Raw genomic sequence first — 21,195 nt, 5'->3', positions numbered from 1 at the left:
CCGGGCTACGGGGGTTCGCTGACAGCACCTCCGTGTGCTGGCAGCGAACTGGGCGCAATCCATTGCGCCCACCCTGCGGGCCTTTCCTTCGCCCGTCCGCCACCGCTTACGGGGCCCGGGTAGCGCGCATCCTGCGCGCCAGAACGAAAAGCAATGGACAAGGCAACAGCCGGAGCAACAGCCAGGGCAACAGCCAGGGCAACGGCCAGGGCAACAGCCAGGGCAACAGCCAGGGCAACAGCCAGGGCCAGGGCCACTCGAATTTCGCCTGGATGGCGACTTTGTGGGAAACGACGTGTGCAGTGATGTCGCGCCCTGATGCCTGATCACGTTCGAGAAGCTGTTTACCCCGGCGATCTCTCCAGTCGTCACATTTCAATCGTGCACAGGGTGGCTTCGAGCCCAGGATGCGTCGCGAAGGAAGTCGGTGACTTTCAAAACGAGAGGCAAGTTCATGTTGGCGCAACTTCGAAACGCGGCCATTGCCGCCGGCCTGCTGGTGGCGTTACTCCCGATTGCGTGGGCGGCCCATGCCGCGCGTGAGTCGTCCTTGCCGGTGCGTTCGAACGAGGACGAATCCGGTCGCAACAAGCTGGTGGCACGACAGGTCTTTGAAGAAGGCTTGAGTCAGGGGCGTTTCAACGTACCCTATACCGATGATTTCGTCGGCCACGGTGGTGGAACGAAGACCTTCACGCACGATGCGGGCATGGCCGAGGCCCGGGGTTGGCGCATGGCGTTTCCCGATCTGAAGGTGAGTGTCGACCTGATCGTCGCCGAGCATGATCTGGTAGCGGTTCGCTGGACCGCGCGCGGCACCAATTCGGGCGTCGGGAACGGTATCCCCGCTACCGGAAAGCAGGTCCAAACCAGCGGAACGGCGATATTCCGTTTCGTGGATGGGGCGATTGCTGAAGAATGGACAGCCGGTGATTCATTGGGGTTGCTCAAACAGCTGGGACTGATGCCGCCACCTTCCGGCGCATCCCAGAACCGATAGGGTGGAAATGCGGTGTCTGCCAGAGTAGAGCGATCCCTTGGAAGCCGCGTGGCGCTGGTTCTCGTCGCGTGGATGCTTGCTGGCCTTCTGTTGGCGATACAGGCATGGGTATCGGGGGCACTGCGCGAAGAACCGGTTGCCTTGTCGCGGGCGACAGTGATCTGGCTCACGTGGGCGGGCCTTTGGGCGTTGCTGACGCCCATCGTGATCGCACTTGCCGCACGGTTCCCGTTCGAACGTCGACGGACTCTTCGTGCCGCCGTGATCCACCTGGCGTTCGGCGCCGCGCTGGCGGCGCTCAATCTGGCGGCCTTCTCCGCATTGGCTCCCTACATCGGCGCGATCAGCGCCGGGCAGACCTGGCTCGAAACCTTCGTGCGCCTGGTGCGAAGTGCGTTTCTGCTGAATGTCCCGGTGTACGGGCTGATCGTGGGTGCCGCACAGGCCCTGCGCCTCACCCGATCGGCTCGCGAGCGCGAGTTGCGCGCACTCCAATTGGAGGCGCAACTTGCCGACGCGCGGCTGCTGGCGTTGCGTGCGCAGCTGCAACCGCATTTCCTGTTCAACTCGCTCAACACGATCGCGGTGTTGATGCGGGAAGATGTCGATGCAGCCGAGCGTGTGCTGGTATTGCTCAGCAACCTGTTGCGAAGGGCCCTCGAGATCTCCGCCTCGCAGGAGGTGGAATTGGGTGAGGAGCTTGCCTTCCTGGAGGCCTACCTGGGCATCGAGAAGGCCCGATTCCCCGACCGTTTGACCTACTCGCTGGACGTCGACCCGAAACTGCTCGATGTGAAAGTCCCAAGCCTGATCCTGCAGCCCTTCGTCGAGAACGCGGTGCGGCATGGGTTGGCGACCTTGGGGCGAGCGGGGCGAATCGAGATCTCTGCCACGAGGTTCGGCGACATGCTTCGCCTGAGTGTGCTCGATAACGGCATCGGCATGGACCGGATGGCCGGTGAGGGTGTCGGACTTTCAAATACCCGGTCACGGCTTGCCCTGCTCCATGGCAACCGCCACTCATTGGTCCTGGCCAACGCGCCCGGGGGCGGTTTGCAGGCATCCATCACGATCCCGATCGGATCTCCGGAGGCTCGGTGAGCATTCGTACACTTCTTGTCGACGATGAGCCAGCCGCCCTTCGCGGGCTTGCAAAGCGCCTGCAGGGCGAAGCCGACGTCGAAATCATTGGCCATTGCGGGGATGGTGCCGCCGCCGTGGCCGCCATCACCCAGAACCAGCCGGATCTCGTTTTCCTCGATATCCAGATGCCCGAAATCAGCGGCTTCGATGTCGTGGAATCCGTTGGCCTCGAGCAGATGCCCGCGGTGATCTTCGTCACGGCCTTCGACCAGTTTGCCGTGCGTGCGTTCGACGTCCATGCGGTCGACTATGTGCTCAAGCCGATCGACAGCGAGCGACTTCGACTCGCGCTGGACAGGGCGCGCCGGCATCTCGGGGAATCGCGCGAGGAACCCAGGGATTCCCTCGCGGCTGCGCTCGAGGACCTCGGCCTGCGCGTATCACGTCGCTGGTCCCGTCGCCTGGCCGTCAAGCAGAACGGGCGCATCCTGTTGATCGACGTGAACGACGTGGACAAGGTGGAGTCCTCCGGAAACTACGTCGAAGTCTTCGCAGGCTCGCGCAAGCACGTGTTGCGGGAGACGCTCACCGGCCTGATGAGCCGCCTCGATCCCGCGCGGTTCGCGCAGGTGTCACGCTCATCCGCGGTCAACATCGAGCGCGTGAAGGAATTGCATCCGATGTTCAACGGAGATTTCGTGGTCGTGCTGCGCGACGGCACCGAAGTATCTGGATCCCGCCGCTATCGAAAGGCCTTCGAGCGCCTGCTGGAGTAAAAGGACCTGCCTGGCAGACAGTCGAGTCGACCGATTCGAACTGCCCCGGTTGCTCGGACAGTCGCTCCGCAATCCTTGGGCCGACGCGCCGCCACCCATCGAACGAAGACCCGCCGTTCCGGATTCGGTATCCTGAAGCATCCGCCAAACCGGAGTTCGAGCCATGGCCCTGCGCACGCTCTCGCTATTGATCACCTGCCTCGTGCTGACTTCGCTCGCTTTCGCGCAGAAGGTCCCGCGCTCGGTCAAGCCCGAGGATCTCGAGAAGTACTGGGTGATGATGAAGTCCTCGGTCGAGGGCAATGCGCCGCTCGGCGGCAAGAACATGGAACAGTCCGGATGCGCGGCGGTGTCGTTCATCGTCGAAGGCAATGGCCGGACCAGCAACATCACGATCGAGAAGGTCGAGCCGCCCGGTGGTCTCGGTGAGCTGGCGGCGAGCATCGCGTCCCACCTCGAATTCGAGCCGACCATCATCAACGCCGGCCGGGATCGCGTGTTCAGCTCGCTGATCTTCCCGTTCAACCTGCCGCCGGATCCCGAGGCGCGCAAGACGATCATGCAACGTTGCGTGATACCGGCGCGCAAGTGGGGCGCAAAAAGGCCTGCAAAATAACGGGTTGCGTCATTTTTCGCCGCTGGAGCGGGCTGCTTGGCCCGCCCCGGGGGCGACCAACGGCGGACTGCAGTCGCGCCCGAACTGGCCTATACTCCGCGCCCCTGAGCCTCCCAACCCTACCTGACCGGCACCTCGCGTGGCGGCACAACGCATTTGTTTCTGGAGTGGTCCATCCATGAGTATCGAGCAGCTTGAAAGCATCGCCCAGGCCATGGTTGCCCCGGGCAAGGGCATCATCGCCATCGACGAGTCGAACAATACGATCAAGAAGCGCTTCGACGCAGTCGGCGTGCCGAACACCGAAGAGAACCGTCGGGCCTACCGCGAGATGCTGCTGACCACGCCGGGCCTGAACCAGCATATTTCCGGTGCGATCCTCTATGACGAGACGATCCGCCAGTCGACCAAAGCCGGCGTGCCGTTCACCAAGCTCATGCTCGATGCCGGCATCCTGCCGGGCATCAAGGTCGACAAGGGCCCGTTCCCGCTGGCCGGTTTCCCGGGCGAACTCGTCACCGAAGGCCTCGACGGCCTGCGCGAGCGGCTCAATGAATACGCCAAGCTCGGCGCCAAATTCGCCAAGTGGCGCGCGGTCATCACGATCAGCGGCGACGCCCCGAGCGGCACCTGCATCGAGGCCAATTGCCATGCGCTCGCACGTTACGCCGCGCTGTGCCAGGAGGCCGGCATCGTGCCGATGGTCGAGCCCGAAGTGCTGATGGATGGCGCGCACGACATCGACGAGTGCTACGAGGTGACCGAGGCGACCCTGCGCAGCCTGTTCGCTTCGCTGTACGAGCAGAATGTGTATCTCGAAGGCACCATCCTCAAGGCGAGCATGGTCCTGGCCGGCAAGGATTGCCCCGAACAGTCCGACATCGACGACGTTGCCGACGCGACGATCCGCTGCCTCAAGGCCTCGGTGCCGGCTTCGCTGCCGGGCATCGTGTTCCTGTCGGGTGGTCAGTCCGACGAGCAGGCCACGGCCAACCTCAACGCGATGAACCAGCAGGGCCCGCATCCGTGGCCGCTGTCGTTCTCGTACGGTCGCGCGATGCAGCAGGCGGCGCTGAAGCTGTGGGGCAAGGACATGGCGGCCAATTTCGCCTCGGCGCAGAGCACCGTGGCCCAGCGCGCCAGGGAAAACGGCCTCGCCGCACTCGGCCAGTGGAAGAAGGGCGCCTGAGTTCGTTGTTGCACTGAGTGGCTGAAAAGAAACGGGCGCCTTCGGGCGCCCGTTTTTTGTTGGGCCTTCGTAGTTGGCCTGGTCGACGTGGCGCTCAGGCCCGCCGCGATGCGATCCGACGGCGCGCAGCGATCTCGGCAAACGAGGCGATCACGCTCAGCGCACGATCGATATCGCGCAGGCTGGTCGGCGCTCCGAACGACGCCCGCAGGGCGCCGACGGCGATGCCGGAGCCGAGGCAGGACGCGAAGCGCGGAAGGCTGAAGGCGTCGCCGAGCCGATCGAGGCAGCGAGCCACGGCAGTTGCCTGAAATCCGAATGCCGTCTCGGCACAGCCGGGATTGCAGAAGCAACCCCCACGCAGCGCCACGCCCGCCGCACTGGCGCGTTGTTCGACCTCGAGGAACGGTAGCGTGCGCCCTTGCGGATCGAGCACGTTGAAGGCCACGGTCGCGCCGCGCTCTGCGTTGTCATCGGGACCGTACTCGCACACCAGCGGCGCCCCGGAGGGATGCTGCAGCGCGACGAGTCCACGCAGGAAATGCGCGGTCAGATCCTGCAGCCGCCGCGACAGGCGCTCGTTGCCGATCGCCGCGATGAAGTCGAGTCCGACCGCGATCATGCCGATGTCGAGGAAATTCGGCGTGCCGTCCTCATGGCCCTGCGCACCTTCAGTGAGCCGGTGGCGGTCGAGCTGGACCGAGGCATGGTCGACCGTGCCGCCGGCGAACCACGGCCGCCGCAAACGGGCCAGTGCATCGCGACGCGCGACCAGGGCCCCGACGCCGGTCGGCAGGCCGAACATCTTGTAGAAGGAAACAGCCGTGAAATCGGCGCGACAATGACGCAGGTCGAGCCGGCCCGAGGGCACAAAGGCCGCGGCGTCGAGCAGCACGTCCCAGCCGCGGTCGTGGGCCGAAGCGATGAGGTCGAGCGGATGGCGCACTCCCGAGAAGTTCGATTGGGCGGGGAAGGCGAACAGGCCTGGACCTGAAGCCGAGGCGGCGCTCAGGTGGGCCAGCGGATCCCGCAGGCGCAATTGCGAATCGAGCGGAATGGTCCCGACCGCTGCGCCAGCGCGCCGCGCGAACTCGCGGATGCCATTGACCGAATTGTGGTTGTCCGCGCTCAGCATCAAGCCGCGCTGGCTCGAAAACGGATAACTCTCGGCGACGAGCTTGATCGCCGCGCTGGCGTTGGCGACGAAGCAGACGGCATGGCTGTCTGCGTCAACGTTGAACCAGGCCAGGACGGCGCGCCGTGCCGTTTCGATCAGTTCGGCCGAATGGCGCGAGGGGCGATGTTCGGAATGCGGATTGCCGAACATGCCGTCCGCGAGCAGGCGCGCCTGCGCCTCGACCTGGCTGGCACCGTAGAGCGCGCTGCCGGTGTAATCGAGATAGGCGCAGCCGTGCGCATCGAGGCGCGCGAATTCGCGACGACGCAGCTCGTCGAAGTAACCATCGAATGCGAGCGGCGCCTTCATCCGCACCCGCGTCGACGCAGGTGGGCGATGTCCGTGTCGACATCGTCCGTGGCCGGCATCGCTCTGCCGGCAGACGGGCTGCCGGGCGTGCCGATACGCGGCTGGCCGCCGAAGTAGCGGCTCAGTTCGGCGCGGGCCTCGATGCGCTGCCGGGCCCGGGGCGTGGTGCCGGCGCCCAGCACCGGATTGATCACCTCTTCGAGCCAGCCGCGCACGCCCTTGCGCAGGACAAGGATCTCGCGTGCCCCGCTGTTGCGAAGGTGCCTGCCGGCCTGCGCGGGAATCCTGCCGTCGGCAGACACGAGAACGAGCACGTCGCGATCCGAAGAGGCGAGGCGATCCAGTGATTCCGCATCATGGCGTCGCGCGCCGGGGATCCGGTAGGCCTCGAAGGCGTCGGCTGAACGCAAGTCGATGACGCGCAGGCCCGGTTCGCGACTTCGGATCCATTCGGCGAGCTGCGTGGCGGATACGGCGGGCAGGTCCGCTGTCGCATCCTCGAATCGATCGACACGTGCGCGTGGCACCGCACCGCCACGATGCGGGCTGCCGGCGAACGCTGCCGCCGTGCCGAGCACAAATGCCGCCCAGCCCAGTGCGCGGGACGCACTCATGCCGGCCGCTCGAAGCGGGCCAGCACGCGAAACGCGAGCAGGGCCATCGCGACCACGAGCAAGACGACCACGCCATAGGGAAGGTCGAACAGTCGAGGCAGGGTCACGGTCCCGTACGCGGTGCTGGTGTAGAACGGCTGCAAGCGGTCAAACAGCAAGCCGCAGCTGCCGATGCCGACAAGCAGACCGCCCATCACGGCCAGGCCATCGAGGCGACCGCTGGCGGCGGCCACGCAGGCGGTGCCCGGGCACAACCCGGCGAGGACGAAGCCGATGCCGAAGACGAGGCCGCCAACAAGCTGCGGCAGCAGGAAGGTTTCCGGCACGTAGAAGCCGGCGAGATCGACGAGGCCGAGGCGGGCGAGCCAGAAGCTGCCGAGCAGGGTGGTCAGGATCGCGCTGAACATGACCTTGAATACGCAGAAGTCGGTACCGTAGAACTGCCCGACGAGCTTGCGCGCACGGCCGAGTCCGGCCTGCTCGAGAACCACGCCAAAGGCGATGCCGATCAGCAGCGCGATGCCAAGCGAGGCGCTCATCGCCAGAGCCCGCGCAGGAGCGGTGCGACGAGGTAGGCGCTGGCGAACAGGGCGAGCATGAAGACCCAACTGCCGACACTGAGCAAGGCGCCGCCAGTCAGGGCCTGGCCGCTCGTGCAGCCGCGCGCCAGCATCGCGCCGGCGCCCATCAGGGCGCCGCCCGCGACGGCGAACAGCAGGCGTGGACCGCTCGACAGCTGCGGTCCGCGTTCGATTTCGGCGCGCCAGCGAGCCGACAGCAGGGCCGATGCACCCCCGCCGATGACGACGCCGAGCAGTTCGTAGACCAGCCAGTCCGACCCGAAACCTCCATCGGCGAGGTAGCGCGCGAAGTAGCGATTCGCCGTCGCCGCGTTCGCGTCGAACGCGGCCGCGACACTGGCCGCCGCGCTCGCGAAAGCGCCCGATGCGCCGAGGCCGCGCCCGCTCAAGACGAAGCTTGCGAGCAGGACGAGACCGAGCGCGACGCCGGCGAGGTACGGGTTGGCGTAGGCGCGTTGCACCTCAGTGGCCCTTCGACGCCGTCGCGATCGCCTCGACCGTCTCGACCGGCAGGCCGCGCTGCGACCAGTCCTCGAACGAGCCGTCGTAGAGCAGCACGGGATGGCCAAGCAGGCGCGCCGCGAACAGCATCGCCGTTGCCTGCTGGCCGATGTGGCAGTAGCCGATCACGGTGTCGCCGGGCTGGACGCCGGCTACCTCGAACAGCGTGCGCAGTGCGTCGGGTGACTTGACCGTCAGGTCGTCGTTGCCGATCGACGTGAACGGAATACTGCGTGCGCCGACGATGTGGCCGGTCTGGTGGGAAACGCCGTGCGCACCCCCCGTGTCGACGCCGTCGTAGAACGCGCGCGCGCGGCCGTCGACGAGCGCGTAGCCTGATGTCTTCGCGTGCGTCTGCACGAAAGCCGCGTCGACGATCAGCGGTTTCATGGTCAGTGGCGAGAGGGTCGAACTTGCCGTGGACTTTTCGACCTCTCGGGTTACCGCATGGCCCTCGCGTTGCCAGGCCGGCATGCCGCCGTCGAGCAGGGCGCTGCGATCGCCGAGTCCGGCCACATCGAGGGTGAACACGACACGCGTGGCCGGCGAGGCCCAGTCCTTGCCGAAATAGACGACGACGCGCGAGCGGTCGCCGATGCCGAGCGCGCCGAGACGATCGTGCAGATCGGCAGCCGACGGCATCTCGAGCATGAGTCCCTTGCCGCTGTGATCGGAAAGCGCGATATCGTCGAGCGTGACGAAGCGGGCATGCGGGATGTGCGCATCATCGTAGCCCTCGCGCTCGCCGATGTGCAGGAGCACGAGATCCGGATCGTCGAGATGCGCGGCCAGCCATGCTGGCGTGACCAGCGGACCCGGCAGCGCCGTCGATTGGTCAGCCGCTGCGGCACTTGCCATCGGCAGCAGGCAGGCGACGGCGGCCAGCAAACCTGGAATGCGGAACATGGAGCAGGCCCTCGTGTGTCGAAATCATCGTCGACCACGAGTATCGGCATCCCGCGCGCCGGCCGTCGGACCCGTAGCGTGCAGATTCGGACCTCGGTGTGCGCCGCAAGTCATGCTGACTTTCACCTCGGCTCGAACGGCAGGCTCGGCCCGAACGGAGAGTGACGGGGCGCGATGTCGCGTTTCGCCGTTCTTCCCAATCGCTCAGTCGAAGCCGAAGCGTTCCCGGTAGGCCTTGGGCGTGAGACCCAGCTGCTTTTCGAACGCGCGGCGGAATGAGTGCGCGCTGCCGAAGCCGAGCGAGCTTGCGATGCGATCGATATTGCTGCGCGGCAGGCTCAGGCGACGACGCGCCTCGGTCAGGCGCAGCGACAGCACGAAGTCGGCCGGCGTCTTGCCGAATACCGCCTTGAAACGACGGCTGAAATGCCGGACACCGAGGTTCGCGCGTTCGGCGAGGCGGTCGACGCAGAGATCCTCGCCGAGGTTCGCTAGCATCCAGGTGACCAGATCGCCGAAGGCATCGTTGGCGCGGGTCTGGTACTGCAGCGGTTCCGAATACTGGTTCTGGCCGCCGAAGCGCTTGACGTAGACGACCATCTCGCGCGCGGCTGCCAGCGCAACGCCGCTGCCGAAATCCTCCTCGATCAGGGCCAGGGCGAGGTCGATGCCGGCGGTGACGCCGGCGCCGGAATAGAACGGGCCGTCCCTGACGAACAGCGCGTCGGCGTCGACCGACACGGCCGGGAAGCGTCGGCGCAGGTCATCGGCGTGGCGCCAGTGCGTGGTCACGCGGCGGCCATCGAGCAGCCCGGTACGAGCGAGCGCATAGACACCCGTGCACACACTGGCAATGCGTCGCGTGTGCGCGGCACGGTCGGCCAGCCAGCGGTCGATCGCATGTTCGCGGCCTTCACGCACTCCGATGCCGCCCGGCACGATGATCGTGTCGACGGCTGGGGCGCCCGCGAAATCGACAGCAGGCTGGAAGACCACGCCCGATTCGGCGGTGAACGGCGCGCGTGAGGCGGCGATGACGAGCAATTCGTAGCACGGCCTGGTCCTGCCACGCGCGTCGCTCGTGAACGCACTTGCGAACGCTTCGGCCGGGCCGGTCAGGTCGAGCGCATTGATACCGTCATAACCGACGATACCGATGCGGCGCAGCGCTGGATTCATCGAGGCGGCTGCCTTCATTTCAGTGATTGCCTGGGAGCCTGTCGGACTGGAGCGATCGGGCTGCAAATCCGTCTGCGCGGTCCATGTTTCCACCGCTTCTTGGCCCATGGAACCACTATGGGCCTGCGAATCGTCGAAAACCTGTCCTCACTTCGCCTCGACCATTCAAGTCCGACAGTCTCCTAGACTAGGCCGTTGCCGGCGCGAGGCACAGTGTCGACTGGCCACTCACTCGGCGGATCGCAAGGGCCCGATCTGGCCGTTCGCGCCGCGGTTGCCGAAGTGCTTTCGGACTTCTCGCGAGGACCTCGACAGGCCGGGCCCGACCGGGTTTGCGAAGTTGAGGCTGCGACTGGGTCGGTCGGAACGGAGACGGAGAGGCGGGCGCCTTCAGTCGCCCCGCCCGCAACGGGTTCGGGCCATCCGGGGCCTATCCGAGCGAGGCCAGCCATTCGTCGTCGGAACCCTCGTTGACCCCTTCGAACAGGAAGGTCGACAGATAGCGCTCGCCGGTGTCGGGCAGCATGGCAAGGACGACCGAGCCGGCTTCCGCCTGGCGCGCGATGTCGAGCGCCGAGGCCAGCGTGGCGCCGGCCGAGATGCCGACGAAGATCCCCTCCTTGCTGGCCAGCAGGCGGGCCGTGTCGCGTGCCACCACGTCGTCGACCGTGACCACCTGGTGGGCGACGCTGCGGTCGAGCACGCCCGGTATGAAGTCGGGGGTCCAGCCCTGGATCTTGTGCGGCTTCCATTCCGCCCCGGACAGCAGTGCCGCGCCAGCCGGCTCGCTGGCGACGACCTTCACTTCAGGACGGGCGACGCGCAGGACTTCGCCGACGCCGGTCAGAGTGCCGCCGGTGCCCCAGCCGGTAACGAAATAGTCGAGCCGCTTGCCGGCGAAATCCCGCAGGATCTCGGCGGCCGTGGTGTTCCGATGCCAGGCCGGGTTGGCCGGGTTTTCGAACTGGCGGGTCAGGAACCAGCCGTGCTTCTGCGCCAGTTCCTCGGCCTTGCGCACCATGCCCGTGCCGCGTTCGGCGGCGGGTGTCAGGATGACCTTGCCGCCGTAGGCGCGGATCAGCTTGCGCCGCTCGATCGAGAACGATTCGGCCATGACCGCGACGAACGGATAGCCGCGCGCAGCGGCGACCATGGCCAGGGCCACGCCGGTGTTGCCCGAAGTGGCCTCGATGATGGTCTGGCCGGGCTTGAGCTTGCCCGACTTCTCGGCGTCGAGGACGACGGCGAGGGCGAGGCGGTCCTTGACCGAGCCACCCGGATTGAAGGACTCGACCTTGACGTGGACCTCGACGCCTTTCGGAGCCAGGCGCTGCAGTTTGACGATGGGTGTATTGCCGATCGTGTCGAGAATCGATTCGTAGGACATGGGGCTGGAACCTCCGTTGAATTCAGGCGGCGCGCAAGGCGTCCGCTGCAACGGGCTCAGCCGTCAGCGGTGTCGCGCCATACCAGTGTAGGCGATCGGCCAATGCGGCGACGGGCCCTACGATGAGCAAGGCCGGTGACTGCACCTCATGCGCCGCGGCACTTTCGGCGAGCGTGGCCAGCGTACCGCGGATGACCCGCTGGCCAGGGCGGGAGCCATTCTCGATCAGGGCGAACGGGGTGCCGGCCGCGCGGTCGTGCGCGATCAGCCGGTCGGCCACCCGCTCGAGACTGCCCAGGCCCATGTAGATCGCCAGGGTCTGGCGATCCGCGGCGAGTGCGCGCCAATCCAGCGTGTCGATGGAATCCCGATGCTGGGCGGTGACGAAGCGCACGCCCTGGGCATGTTCGCGATGGGTCAGCGGAATGCCCGCATAGGCCGCGCATGCGATCGCCGCGGTGATCCCCGGTACGACCGTGTAGTCGATGCCGTGCCCGCGCAGGAATTCGAGTTCTTCGCCGCCACGACCAAACACGAACGGGTCGCCGCCCTTGAGCCGCAACACGCGCCGGCCGGCCCGCGCATGTTCGAGCATCAGCGCATGGATGCATTCCTGGGATGTGTGTGCGCCACCGCCCTGCTTGCCGACATCGATGAAGGTCGCATCGCGGCGGGCGAGCTCGAGCACCTCGGCGGACACCAGCCGGTCGTGCAGGATCACGTCGGCTTCATTGAGCGCGCGCAGCGCATTGAGTGTGAGCAGTCCGGGGTCCCCCGGGCCGGCCCCGACCACGGCGACCGAACCGGGCGGTGCCCCGGATTGCGGAGCCTCGAGTGCATCGCGCAGCGCGCGTTCGGCCTCGAGCGGACGCTGGCGGCGCAGGTCGGCGGCAATCTTTCCACCGAACATCGATTCGAGAAAGCGTCGCCGCGGGCCAAGCTCGGGCCAGCGCTGGCGGATGCGCTGGCGGTAGCGCGCGGCCAGCGCCGCCAGCGGACCGAGCGAGGCATCGAATAGCGACTCGATGCGCTCGCGCACGAGGCGCGCCAGCACCGGCGCCGCGCCGCCGGTCGAGATCGCGATCATCAATGGGCTGCGGTCGACCACGGCGGGCACCTGGAACGTCGACAGCTCGGCATCGTCGACCACGTTGACGAACAGTCGGCGCGCCTCCGCCGCCGCGGCGATCTGCCGGTTCAGCGCGCGCTCGCCGGTCGCCGCGATGACCAGCCAGACATGGTCGAGCCAGGCGTCTTCGAAGGTGCCGTTGCGATGCGTGATCAGGCCACTGTCGACCAGCCGGGCGAGGCGGGCCGTGATCTGCGGTGCGCCGACCTCGATTCGTGCCCCGGTCCTGCTCAGGGCCAACACCTTGCGTTCGCCGACGCTGCCGCCACCTACTACGAGGACGCGGCGACCGCTGAGATTGGCGAACAGGGGATACAGGCTCATCGGCCAAGCCTAGGATCCCGCTGGTTCGAACTGAAATACCCAAAGCCTCTGGGCTTATGCGATTCGGTGATGAAAGCAACGCAGCCGTCTAGACGTCCAGAGTGGACGCTGACCTGCCGAGCGCCTATGCTGCGGGGCAGCAAATGCGGTACGGCCAGGCCATCGACAATCGCTGCGGCCGACGCCCGCTGGCGCCGACAAGGTCCGCACCGCTGCAGCCGTATTCTCGCGAATCGATCGAAATGACCCTGACCCAACTGCGCTACATCGTTGCCATCGCCGATGCCGGCCTCAACATCACGCTGGCCGCGGAGCGCTTGCACGCAACCCAGCCCGGCGTCTCGCGCCAGCTCAAGCAGCTCGAGGACGAGCTCGGCTTCCAGGTGTTCCTGCGCAAGGGCAAGAGTCTCGATTCGATCACTGCAGCCGGCGCCCAGGTCATTGCCCGGGCCCGGGTCATCCTGGCCGAGGCGGCCAACATCCGCGCGCTCGCGGCCAACCTGCGCAGCGACGTCGATGGCGAGCTGGTCATCGTCACCACGCATACCCAGGCGCGTTTCGTCTTGCCCGGCGCGGTCGCCGCGCTCAAGCAGCGTTTCGCCAATGTCAGTGTCCGCCTGGAACCGCATGGCGACACCGAGTTGATGGACCTGCTTGGCAAGGGCATGGCCGACCTGGCCATCGTCAGCACGGCCGGCACGCCGCCGAATGCCGACCTGGCGATCCCGATCTATCGATGGGATCGACGGATCCTCGTGCCGCAGTCGCATCCATTGGCGGCCTTGGGCCGGGCGCCGCGTATCGACGAGCTGGCCCGATACGCGCTGGTCAGCTACGAATCCTCGCTGGCCGCCGAGTCTTCGCTGCGCCGCGCCTTCGATGCGGCCGGTTGCGAGCTCAGGCTGGCGGTCACGGCGCGTGATGCCGACCTGATCAAGACCTATGTGCGGGCCGGCCTCGGTGTTGGCGTATTGGCCGAAATGGCCCTTGGCGAAGACGATCGCGGCGATCTCTGCGTGTTGCCTGCCGATCGCCTTCTGCCGACCTGCACGACCTGGGTCGTGCTCAAGCGCGATCGCGTCCAACGCGACTACGCGCTCGACCTGATCGCCGCATTGGCTCCGCATATCGACCGTCGCGACCTCGTGCGTGTCGTGCAGGGTGCGGCCGCCGCGGAATGGCCCGAGCCTCCGCACTGGCGCGCGACGACCCGCGCTGCGGCCACGATGCGGGCGGCCTGAAAATCGGTGTCCCCCACCTACGATCTGCCGCACACGGCGGGAGCGCCCTCGGGCGTGCTGCTCTTCTGCAACATGAATGAAGAGCATCGCGCCTGAAAGCGATCCTACGACGAAGCGACAACGCGTGATCGGTCATCGAAGCCCACGCGACGTATCGCCAATGAGTCCGCGATTGCGCAGCAGGGCGATGATGCGACCGGCCAGGGTAGCCGGATCGGCGGCCGCGCCATCGAGGTGCAGTTCGGGGTTTTCCGGAGCCTCGTAGGGATCGCTGATGCCCGTGAACCGGGCGATCTTGCCGGCCCGGGCCTGGGCATAGAGTCCCTTGCGATCCCGCGCTTCGCAGGCTTCCAGGGCGGTATCGACGTGGATCTCGATGAACGCGCCATGCGCTTCGACCAGGCGACGCACCTGCGCGCGGCTGTCGCGATACGGCGCGATCGGGGCGCAGATCGCGATGCCACCGTGGCGGACGACCTCGCTGGCGACATAGCCGATGCGGGTCACGTTGGCGGCGCGGTCCTCGCGCGAGAAACCGAGCCCCTTCGACAGGTGCTTGCGCACCTCGTCGCCGTCGAGCAACGTGATCGGTCGCGCCGAGCGCTCAAGCAGGCGCGCGATCACGGCCTGGGCGATGGTCGACTTGCCCGAGCCCGAGAGTCCGGTGAAGAACAGGGCGAATCCCTTCGGGGCCTTGGCCGGATAACGCTCGCGCAGGATCTCGACGACTTCGGGGTAGGTGAACCAGGCCGGGATCTCCTCGCCGTCGGCCAGGCGCCGGCGCAGTTCGGTGCCCGAAATGTCGCGCACCTCGTCGCCGGCCTGCACTTCATTGGAAGGAAGGTAGACGTCGCGGTTGGCGACGTAGACCATGGCCGGAAACGGCACGACCTCGATGCCGAGTTCCTGCTGGTGACTGGCAACGAGTTCCTGTGCCGCGAACGGCTCGTAGAACGGAATGCCCCTGGCGTCCTTGCCCGGCCCGGCATGATCGCGGCCGATGATGAAATGCGTAGCGCCGTAGTTCTTGCGGATGATCGCGTGCCAGAGCGCCTCGCGCGGCCCGGCCATGCGCATGGCCAGTGGCAGCAGCGATAGTTGGGCGGAATTCGCCGGATAGTGCGAAAGCAAGGCCTGGTAGCAGCGCACCCGCGTGTAATGATCGACATCACCAGGTTTGGTCAGGCCGACCACGGGCTGGATCAGGACGTTTGCGTTCGCCTGCTCGGCCGCGCGCACGGTCAGTTCGCGGTGGGCCCGATGCATCGGGTTGCGAGTCTGGAAGGCGACGACGCGCTGCCAGCCGAGCGCACCCAGACGCTCACGCAGTGAACGCGGGCTGTCACGCAGCGCCATGAAGTCGTGGTGCTGCGGAGCCTGGATGCCGCGCACGCGACCGCCGAGATGGACACGTCGACGCCGTTCGAGCAATTCGAGTACGCCGGGATGCAGGCGGTCGGTGGTGCCGTAGACCTGGTGCGCCTCCTGCAGCGGGTCGACGAAGTAGATGTCTTCGACCGTCAGCACGGCCAGCGGCACGCCTTCGCGATCACGCAGGGCCACCTCATCGCCGACGCTGATCGAGGCGGCGAAGGCATCGTCGACATCGAGCACGATCGGGATCGGCCACAGCGTGCCGTCGGCCAGGCGCATGTCGTCGAGCACGCGCGTGTAGTCGCGACGTGTCATGAATCCATCGAGTGGCGAGAACGCGCCATTGAGCAGCAGTTCGAGATCGCAGAGCTGGCGGGCGTCGAGATCCCAGCCGGGCAGGCTGGCGCTGCGTTGCTTGAGCGCGAACGCCTCGGCAGCGGGCAGGTAGAGTTCCCTGAGTACACGGCCGTGCGGCGGGTTCAGCGGGTCGGCGTGGTGCGAGGCGAGTGCGGACTGGGACATGGGAGTTTGCTTCGGTGGGGTGGGAGTTGCGTGCGCCAGGGCGACGGATCGGGGGTGCGGAATGAACGTGCGCATGGCGCCGTCCTCCGTGAATCAGACTTCCAGATGGATGCCGCATTCGCGCTTGAGCCCGAAGTAGCGCGTGTCCTCCTCGCGCATGCCGGGCTGCCAGCGCGCCGTCGTGTGCACGTCGCCGATCGAGACATAGCCTTCGTGCCAGAGCGGGTGGTAGGGCAGGTCATGCCGGCTCAGGTACTGCCAGATGTCGCGGTCGCTCCAGTCGATCAGCGGATGGACCTTCCAGCGGCCGTGCTTGAGTTCGAGCACCGGCGTCGACGCCCGCGTGCTGGCCTGGCTACGGCGTAGTCCGGCGAACCAGGTGCGCGCGCCGAGTTCGTCGAGCGCGCGCCGCAGCGGCTCGACCTTGCGCAGGGCGTCGTAGCGCTGCAGGCCTTCGAGGCCCTGTTCCCAGAGCCGGCCATGGCGAGCCTCCATCCAGGCCCGACCGATTCTTGGCCGGTAGACGCGCAGGTCGAGCCCGAGGCGCTCGGTCAGTGCGTCGGCGAACTGGTAGGTTTCCTCGAACAGGTAGCCGGTATCGATCAGGATCACCGGAATGTCGCTTCGCTGCCGACTGACCAGATGCAGGGAGACGGCCGATTGCGCGCCGAAGCTCGACGACAGCACCTGTTCGCCGGGCAAGGTCTCGAGGGCCCAGTCGACACGCTCTTCTGCGCTGCGCGATTCCAGCCAGTCGTTGAGCGTGCCGAGCGCGCGCGTGTCTTCGGCCGCGGAAACCAGGTCGGGTAGTGCGTTCATACCATCACCTTCAGGGGAATCTCCACGGCGGCAGGAACGACGCCGCTGCGGAGCAGGAAATCGCCGAAATCCTCGGCTTCGCTTCGCTCGGTGGAAAAACGTGCGAACAACGCATCGAGCGTGTCGAGAATGTCGGCCTCCGCGATGTTTTCGCGGTACAGCCGGTTCAGGCGCTGGCCGCGGCGGTCGGCGCCGAGCATCAGGTTGTAGCGACCCGGTGCCTTGCCGACCAGGGCAATTTCGCCGAGATAGGGCCGCGAGCAGCCGTTCGGGCAGCCCGAGATGCGCAGATGGATCGGGGTGTCGGCCAGGCCGTGCCGATGCAGGCGCTGTTCGAGCTTCGCCAGGAGATCGGGCAGGTAACGCTCTGCTTCGGCCATGGCCAGCGAGCAGGTCGGCAAGGCGACGCAGGCCAGCGCGTTCAGACGCAGTGGTCCGGCCGTTCGATGCAGGTCGAGGCCGTGCGCCACCATCAGGGCATCGATGGCGCCGCGGTCGTCGACTTCTACATTGGCGATGATCAGGTTCTGATTCGGGGTCAGGCGAAAATCGCCGCGATGCACGCGCGCGATCTCGCGCAGTCCGCTCAGGTGGGAGACGCCGTTGCGATCGGCGATGCGCCCGGCCTCGATGCGCAAGGTCAGGTGCCAGCGACCATCATGGCCTTCGTTCCAGCCGAAACGGTCGCCGTTGTGCTCGAAGGCGAACGCACGCGCCGCAGCGATGACGAATCCGCAGCGACGCTCGATTTCGCTCCGGAACCAGTCGAGTCCGCGATCCTCGATCGTGTATTTCAGGCGCGCACGCTTGCGCAGCGCGCGGTTGCCGAAATCGCGCTGCGTGGTCAGCACAGCCTCGGCAGTGGCGAAGAGCTGGTCCGGCGTGATGAAGCCGAGGGTCCGGGCCAGCAGCGGGTAGGTCTCGGCATCGCCATGCGTTGCGCCCATGCCGCCGCCGACGGTGACATTGAAGCCGGCGAGGACACCGTCCTCGACGATCGCGATGAAACCGAGATCGTGGGCGAATACATCGACATCGTTGTGCGGCGGCACCGCGAAGGCGATCTTGAACTTGCGCGGCAGATAGGTATCGCCGTACAGCGGCTCGTTTTCAGACTCGCCGCCGGCAACACGTTCCTCGTCGAGCCAGAGCTCGTAGTAGGCGCGGCTGTTCGGCTTCAGATGCTCGGAAAGGCGCGCGGCCTGCTCATGGACCGTGGCGTGCACGCGCGACTCGACCGGATTCGGCGACACCAGCACGTTGCGATTGACGTCGCCGCATGCAGCCACGGTGTCGATCAGGCTGGCGTTGATCGCCTGCATCGTTGCCTTGAGCTCGCGTTTGATCACGCCGTGGAACTGGAAGGCCTGGCGCGTGGTGATGCGCAACGAACCATTGGCGTAGCGCGTGGCGATCGCGTCGAGGGCCAGCCACTGCGAAGGCGTGACCACGCCGCCCGGGGTGCGCGTGCGGATCATGAAGCTGTAGGCCGGTTCGAGTTTCTGCTGGCGACGTTCCTCTCGCAGGTCGCGGTCGTCCTGCTGGTAGCTGCCGTGGAACTTGATCAACACCGTGTCGTCCTCGCGGATCGCGCCGGTGTGCGCGTCGCCGAGGCTCTCGGCGAGGCTGCCGCGCAGGTGGCGACTGTCGCGCTTGATGTGTTCGACCGGGGTCGTGGTGCTGCTCATGATCGGATTCGGGTGGCTGGAGGGTGTGGCGGATCAGTAGACGTCGCGCGCATAACGACCCTCGCGACGCAGCGCCTCGAGGCGTTCGCTGGCGCCGTCGTGGTCGGTGGCGGCGTGTTCGGCGAGGATCGCGAGCAGTGCCTTCTCCACGTCGCGGGCCATGCGCGAGGCGTCGCCGCAGACATACAGGTGGGCGCCGCCTTCGAGCCAGGCATGCAGTTCGCGGCCGTGCTCGCGCAGGCGGTCCTGGACGTAGATCTTGTCCGCCTGGTCGCGCGAGAAGGCCAGATCGAGGCGGTCGAGTCGGCCTTCGCGCAAGGCTTCCTGCCATTCGACCTGGTAGAGAAAATCGCTGCGGAAATGCGGGTTGCCGAACAGCAGCCAGTGGCGCCCGCTCGCGCCGATCGCAGCGCGCTCCTGGAGGAACCCGCGAAACGGTGCGACACCGGTGCCGGGGCCGATCATGATCACGTCGCGACTGGCATCGGCCGGCAGGCGGAAGCGTTCGTTGCGTTCGATGAAGACCGGGATGCGGCTGTCTTCGCCGGCAGCGGCGAGAAAGCCCGAAGCAGCGCCGACGTGCGAACGGCCGAATGCGTCCCAGGCCGTGCGCGCAACGGTCAGGTGCGCTTCCTCGCCGACCAGCTTGCGGCTCGAGGCGATCGAGTAGAGCCTTGGCGTCAGCGGTCGCAACGCAGCAACGAGGTCATCGGCGTCCCAGCGCGCCGGCCAGGCGCGCAGCAGGTCGATGACCTGGTGGCTTTCGAGCAGGCCACGCAGGCTTTCCGCCTGCTCGGGTGCGAGCAGGCGGTTCAGCGCGCCCTGGCCGGATACCGCGGCATGCCGGGCCACGAACGGGCGTGCCAGACGGGTCAGTTCGCGCCGCGATTCGAGCCAGGTGCGCAGGGTCAGGGTCTCATCCGAGACAGTGACCGGGGATTCGCCGTCGAGCTCGAGCGTATCGAGCACGTCGTCGACCAGTGCCGGCGCATTACGCGGCCAGACGCCGAGTGCGTCGCCTGGCTCGTAGTCGAGGCCGGAGCCCTCCAGCGACAGTTCGACATGGCGCACGTCGCGGTCGCTGTCGCGTGCGGTGATGCGCTGGTTGGCCAGCAGTTCGGCGGCGAACGGGTGATCGCGGTCGTGGACCTTGACCGCGGCGTGGCGCAGCGGCACGACGCTGGCTCGCTGTACCGGCTTCGGTTCGAGTTCACGCGCACGCTCGACGGCCTGCTGCAGCCACGGGTCGGCGACTGTCCCGATGTCGAGATCGGCCTCGCCGCGCGCAAACAGGCGCTGCGCGCCGAGCGCAGCCAGGCGCTGGTCGAGCAGGCGACCGACCGCGTTGAATTGCGGATAGCTCGAATCGCCGAGTCCGAGCACGGCAAAGCGCAGGTCGTCCAGCCGCGGCGCGCGCTTGCCGGCCAGGTGTTCGACGAAGGCGCGCGCATCGTCGGGCGGATCGCCCTCGCCCTGGGTACTGATGACCACGTAGAGAAGCCGTTCGGTTTTCAGTTCGCGCAGCGGATAGGCGTCGGCGCGCACCAGGCGTACTGCGCCGCCGCTGCGCTCGATATCGGCAGCGAGGCGTTCGGCGATGCGTCGGGCATTGCCGGTCTGGCTCCCGAACACGATCGTGGCAAGCGCCGCTGGCGATTGCTGCGGCGCGCTGGTCGCTACCCCGTGCTGGGCCGGCTTCGCCGCGAGTCCGGCGCTGTAGCCCGACAGCCACCACAAGGCATGGCTGTCGAGTCCGTCGACCAGGCGCGCCAGCAGCTGGCCCTTGTCTGCGGGCAGCGGCATCGGCGGCGGGCTGGCGAACTGGGCGGACATGGGCGGCGCGTGGATCCGGATATGGACGGCCATTTGGCCGGATGCAATGCACGCTACGGAGTCGCTGCCGCGGCGAGAAGGTAGATTTGCTCATGCCGATATGCGCAGGCGGCATGTGCACCGCGACTTGCCCGTGTCGAGGCGGTATGCTGGTCCTTGCCATGCCATCCCGGGAAAAGGACCACGACCCGATGAACAGCCCCGCGTCGAGCAAGCTCGCGGTACTCATCGACGCCGACAACGCGCAGCCGTCGATCGTCGATGGCCTGCTCGCCGAGGTCGGCAAGTACGGCACGGCGAGCGTCAAGCGCATCTACGGCGACTGGACCAGCCCGCAACTGAAGGGCTGGAAGGAAGTGCTGCTCTCGCATTCGATCCAGCCGATCCAGCAGTTCCGTTATACGACCGGCAAGAACGCGACTGATTCGGCGATGATCATCGACGCCATGGACCTGCTCTACAGCGAACGCTTCGATGGCTTCTGCATCGTCTCCAGCGACAGCGACTTCACCCGCATCGCGATGCGGGTGCGTGAGTCGGGGCTGACCGTCTACGGCTTCGGCGAGCGCAAGACACCGACCCCGTTCGTCGCCGCCTGTGACAAGTTCATCTACACCGATATCCTCATCGACAAGGAGGACGAGGCCGACGCTCCGGCGCGCCAGACCAGGGCGGCCAGCCAGATCGGCAAGGACCGCAAGCTGGCCAGCTTGTTGCGCAAGGCGGTCGAAGCGTCGTCCGACGACAGCGGCTGGGCCAACCTCTCCCCGGTCGGCAGTTACATCGCCAAGCAGACGCCCGATTTCGACCCACGCAACTACGGCTTCCGCAAGCTGCGCGAGCTGGTCGCCGCGAGCAAGCTGTTCGATATCGAGGAGCGCGTGGTCGGCGCCGGGCCCGGCAAGTCGGTCTACCTGCGCGAGCGGCGCAAGGGCTCAGGCTGAAGG

Annotated in this window: 20 protein-coding genes; 8 read left to right on the top strand and 12 right to left on the bottom strand. The window is 66.8% G+C overall.

Annotation, left to right across the window (positions count from 1 at the left end; genetic code table 11):
- From BM125_RS20455 to BM125_RS13135, 6 genes are all read left to right on the top strand, one after another.
- Window positions 1-326: hypothetical protein (locus BM125_RS20455; RefSeq protein WP_217647871.1), on the top strand; the 326-nt coding region annotated here is incomplete at its 5' end.
- 128 nt (window positions 327-454) lie between these two features.
- The gene (locus tag BM125_RS13155; RefSeq protein WP_092408700.1) at window positions 455-1,000 is read left to right on the top strand and encodes an ester cyclase; all 546 of its coding nucleotides are present in this window, start codon (window positions 455-457) and stop codon (window positions 998-1,000) included.
- A 48-nt stretch (window positions 1,001-1,048) separates the two neighbouring features.
- Window positions 1,049-2,101, top strand: coding sequence for a sensor histidine kinase (locus BM125_RS13150; RefSeq protein WP_092408698.1), 1,053 nt, complete (start codon window positions 1,049-1,051; stop codon window positions 2,099-2,101).
- Window positions 2,098-2,859, top strand: a complete 762-nt coding sequence (locus tag BM125_RS13145) for a LytR/AlgR family response regulator transcription factor (RefSeq protein ID WP_092408696.1) — start codon at window positions 2,098-2,100, stop codon at window positions 2,857-2,859. The genes BM125_RS13150 and BM125_RS13145 overlap by 4 nt, the downstream gene beginning before the upstream one ends.
- A gap of 163 nt (window positions 2,860-3,022) precedes the next feature.
- Complete coding sequence (locus tag BM125_RS13140) at window positions 3,023-3,475, top strand: energy transducer TonB (RefSeq protein ID WP_092408694.1); 453 nt, start codon at window positions 3,023-3,025, stop codon at window positions 3,473-3,475.
- A 178-nt stretch (window positions 3,476-3,653) separates the two neighbouring features.
- Window positions 3,654-4,664, top strand: coding sequence for a class I fructose-bisphosphate aldolase (locus BM125_RS13135; protein ID WP_092408692.1), 1,011 nt, complete (start codon window positions 3,654-3,656; stop codon window positions 4,662-4,664).
- Between the two features lie 94 nt (window positions 4,665-4,758).
- Here the strand turns inward: BM125_RS13135 and BM125_RS13130 are convergent, their stop codons facing one another.
- The 8 genes from BM125_RS13130 to cysG form a co-directional block, all read right to left on the bottom strand.
- Window positions 4,759-6,150 carry an aminotransferase class V-fold PLP-dependent enzyme gene (locus BM125_RS13130; RefSeq protein ID WP_092408690.1) on the bottom strand — a complete coding sequence of 464 codons (1,392 nt, stop codon included), beginning with the start codon at window positions 6,148-6,150 and terminating at the stop codon, window positions 4,759-4,761.
- On the bottom strand, window positions 6,147-6,764 hold the full coding sequence (locus BM125_RS13125) for a rhodanese-like domain-containing protein (protein WP_092408688.1): 618 nt from the start codon (window positions 6,762-6,764) through the stop codon (window positions 6,147-6,149). The genes BM125_RS13130 and BM125_RS13125 overlap by 4 nt, the downstream gene beginning before the upstream one ends.
- Entirely contained in the window at window positions 6,761-7,303 is a 543-nt protein-coding gene (locus BM125_RS13120) for a YeeE/YedE thiosulfate transporter family protein (RefSeq protein ID WP_092408686.1), read from the bottom strand. The genes BM125_RS13125 and BM125_RS13120 overlap by 4 nt, the downstream gene beginning before the upstream one ends.
- Window positions 7,300-7,806 (bottom strand): YeeE/YedE thiosulfate transporter family protein, encoded by a 507-nt coding sequence (locus BM125_RS13115; protein WP_217647870.1) that lies wholly within the window; start codon window positions 7,804-7,806, stop codon window positions 7,300-7,302. Before BM125_RS13115 ends, BM125_RS13120 begins: the two co-directional genes overlap by 4 nt.
- A gap of 1 nt (window position 7,807) precedes the next feature.
- Window positions 7,808-8,752, bottom strand: coding sequence for a sulfurtransferase (locus BM125_RS13110; RefSeq protein ID WP_092408684.1), 945 nt, complete (start codon window positions 8,750-8,752; stop codon window positions 7,808-7,810).
- 204 nt (window positions 8,753-8,956) lie between these two features.
- On the bottom strand, window positions 8,957-9,949 hold the full coding sequence (locus BM125_RS13105) for a GlxA family transcriptional regulator (RefSeq protein ID WP_217647869.1): 993 nt from the start codon (window positions 9,947-9,949) through the stop codon (window positions 8,957-8,959).
- Window positions 9,950-10,361: 412 nt separating this feature from the next.
- Window positions 10,362-11,318, bottom strand: a complete 957-nt coding sequence (gene cysK / locus BM125_RS13100) for a cysteine synthase A (RefSeq protein ID WP_092408682.1) — start codon at window positions 11,316-11,318, stop codon at window positions 10,362-10,364.
- Window positions 11,319-11,340: 22 nt separating this feature from the next.
- A complete protein-coding gene (gene cysG / locus BM125_RS13095) occupies window positions 11,341-12,771 on the bottom strand; it encodes a siroheme synthase CysG (RefSeq protein ID WP_092408681.1) in 1,431 nt (476 codons plus the stop codon).
- 242 nt (window positions 12,772-13,013) lie between these two features.
- Here cysG and BM125_RS13090 point away from each other — a divergent pair, with 242 nt between their 5' ends.
- Window positions 13,014-14,012 carry a LysR substrate-binding domain-containing protein gene (locus BM125_RS13090; RefSeq protein ID WP_092408714.1) on the top strand — a complete coding sequence of 333 codons (999 nt, stop codon included), beginning with the start codon at window positions 13,014-13,016 and terminating at the stop codon, window positions 14,010-14,012.
- A 132-nt stretch (window positions 14,013-14,144) separates the two neighbouring features.
- On the opposite strand, the gene BM125_RS13085 is transcribed toward BM125_RS13090, so the two are convergent.
- From BM125_RS13085 to BM125_RS13070, 4 genes are all read right to left on the bottom strand, one after another.
- Window positions 14,145-15,908, bottom strand: coding sequence for a bifunctional sulfate adenylyltransferase/adenylylsulfate kinase (locus tag BM125_RS13085; RefSeq protein ID WP_092408679.1), 1,764 nt, complete (start codon window positions 15,906-15,908; stop codon window positions 14,145-14,147).
- A gap of 93 nt (window positions 15,909-16,001) precedes the next feature.
- Complete coding sequence (locus tag BM125_RS13080) at window positions 16,002-16,727, bottom strand: phosphoadenylyl-sulfate reductase (RefSeq protein ID WP_092408676.1); 726 nt, start codon at window positions 16,725-16,727, stop codon at window positions 16,002-16,004.
- On the bottom strand, window positions 16,724-18,415 hold the full coding sequence (gene cysI, locus BM125_RS13075) for an assimilatory sulfite reductase (NADPH) hemoprotein subunit (protein ID WP_092408674.1): 1,692 nt from the start codon (window positions 18,413-18,415) through the stop codon (window positions 16,724-16,726). Before cysI ends, BM125_RS13080 begins: the two co-directional genes overlap by 4 nt.
- Before the next feature lie 33 nt (window positions 18,416-18,448).
- Window positions 18,449-20,248 (bottom strand): assimilatory sulfite reductase (NADPH) flavoprotein subunit, encoded by a 1,800-nt coding sequence (locus BM125_RS13070; RefSeq protein ID WP_092408672.1) that lies wholly within the window; start codon window positions 20,246-20,248, stop codon window positions 18,449-18,451.
- 191 nt (window positions 20,249-20,439) lie between these two features.
- Between BM125_RS13070 and BM125_RS13065 the strand changes: the two genes are divergently transcribed.
- Entirely contained in the window at window positions 20,440-21,192 is a 753-nt protein-coding gene (locus BM125_RS13065) for an NYN domain-containing protein (protein ID WP_092408670.1), read from the top strand.
- Window positions 21,193-21,195: the final 3 nt, after the last annotated feature.

Origin of the sequence: Dokdonella immobilis (assembly GCF_900115085.1) — a bacterium.
Taxonomy (GTDB): domain Bacteria; phylum Pseudomonadota; class Gammaproteobacteria; order Xanthomonadales; family Rhodanobacteraceae; genus Dokdonella; species Dokdonella immobilis.
This window is presented reverse-complemented; position numbering and strand designations above follow the sequence as displayed.

Bases quoted from the DNA above. Each gene is read 5' to 3' on its own strand.
- BM125_RS13155 (WP_092408700.1), top strand. From the start codon at position 455: ATGTTGGCGCAACTTCGAAACGCGGCCATTGCCGCCGGCCTGCTGGTG.
- BM125_RS13140 (WP_092408694.1), top strand. From the start codon at position 3,023: ATGGCCCTGCGCACGCTCTCGCTATTGATCACCTGCCTCGTGCTGACT.
- BM125_RS13135 (WP_092408692.1), top strand. From the start codon at position 3,654: ATGAGTATCGAGCAGCTTGAAAGCATCGCCCAGGCCATGGTTGCCCCG.
- BM125_RS13130 (WP_092408690.1), bottom strand. From the start codon at position 6,150: ATGAAGGCGCCGCTCGCATTCGATGGTTACTTCGACGAGCTGCGTCGT.
- BM125_RS13125 (WP_092408688.1), bottom strand. From the start codon at position 6,764: ATGAGTGCGTCCCGCGCACTGGGCTGGGCGGCATTTGTGCTCGGCACG.
- BM125_RS13120 (WP_092408686.1), bottom strand. From the start codon at position 7,303: ATGAGCGCCTCGCTTGGCATCGCGCTGCTGATCGGCATCGCCTTTGGC.
- BM125_RS13110 (WP_092408684.1), bottom strand. From the start codon at position 8,752: ATGTTCCGCATTCCAGGTTTGCTGGCCGCCGTCGCCTGCCTGCTGCCG.
- BM125_RS13105 (WP_217647869.1), bottom strand. From the start codon at position 9,949: ATGAAGGCAGCCGCCTCGATGAATCCAGCGCTGCGCCGCATCGGTATC.
- cysK (WP_092408682.1), bottom strand. From the start codon at position 11,318: ATGTCCTACGAATCGATTCTCGACACGATCGGCAATACACCCATCGTC.
- cysG (WP_092408681.1), bottom strand. From the start codon at position 12,771: ATGAGCCTGTATCCCCTGTTCGCCAATCTCAGCGGTCGCCGCGTCCTC.
- BM125_RS13090 (WP_092408714.1), top strand. From the start codon at position 13,014: ATGACCCTGACCCAACTGCGCTACATCGTTGCCATCGCCGATGCCGGC.
- BM125_RS13085 (WP_092408679.1), bottom strand. From the start codon at position 15,908: ATGTCCCAGTCCGCACTCGCCTCGCACCACGCCGACCCGCTGAACCCG.
- BM125_RS13080 (WP_092408676.1), bottom strand. From the start codon at position 16,727: ATGAACGCACTACCCGACCTGGTTTCCGCGGCCGAAGACACGCGCGCG.
- cysI (WP_092408674.1), bottom strand. From the start codon at position 18,415: ATGAGCAGCACCACGACCCCGGTCGAACACATCAAGCGCGACAGTCGC.
- BM125_RS13070 (WP_092408672.1), bottom strand. From the start codon at position 20,248: ATGTCCGCCCAGTTCGCCAGCCCGCCGCCGATGCCGCTGCCCGCAGAC.
- BM125_RS13065 (WP_092408670.1), top strand. From the start codon at position 20,440: ATGAACAGCCCCGCGTCGAGCAAGCTCGCGGTACTCATCGACGCCGAC.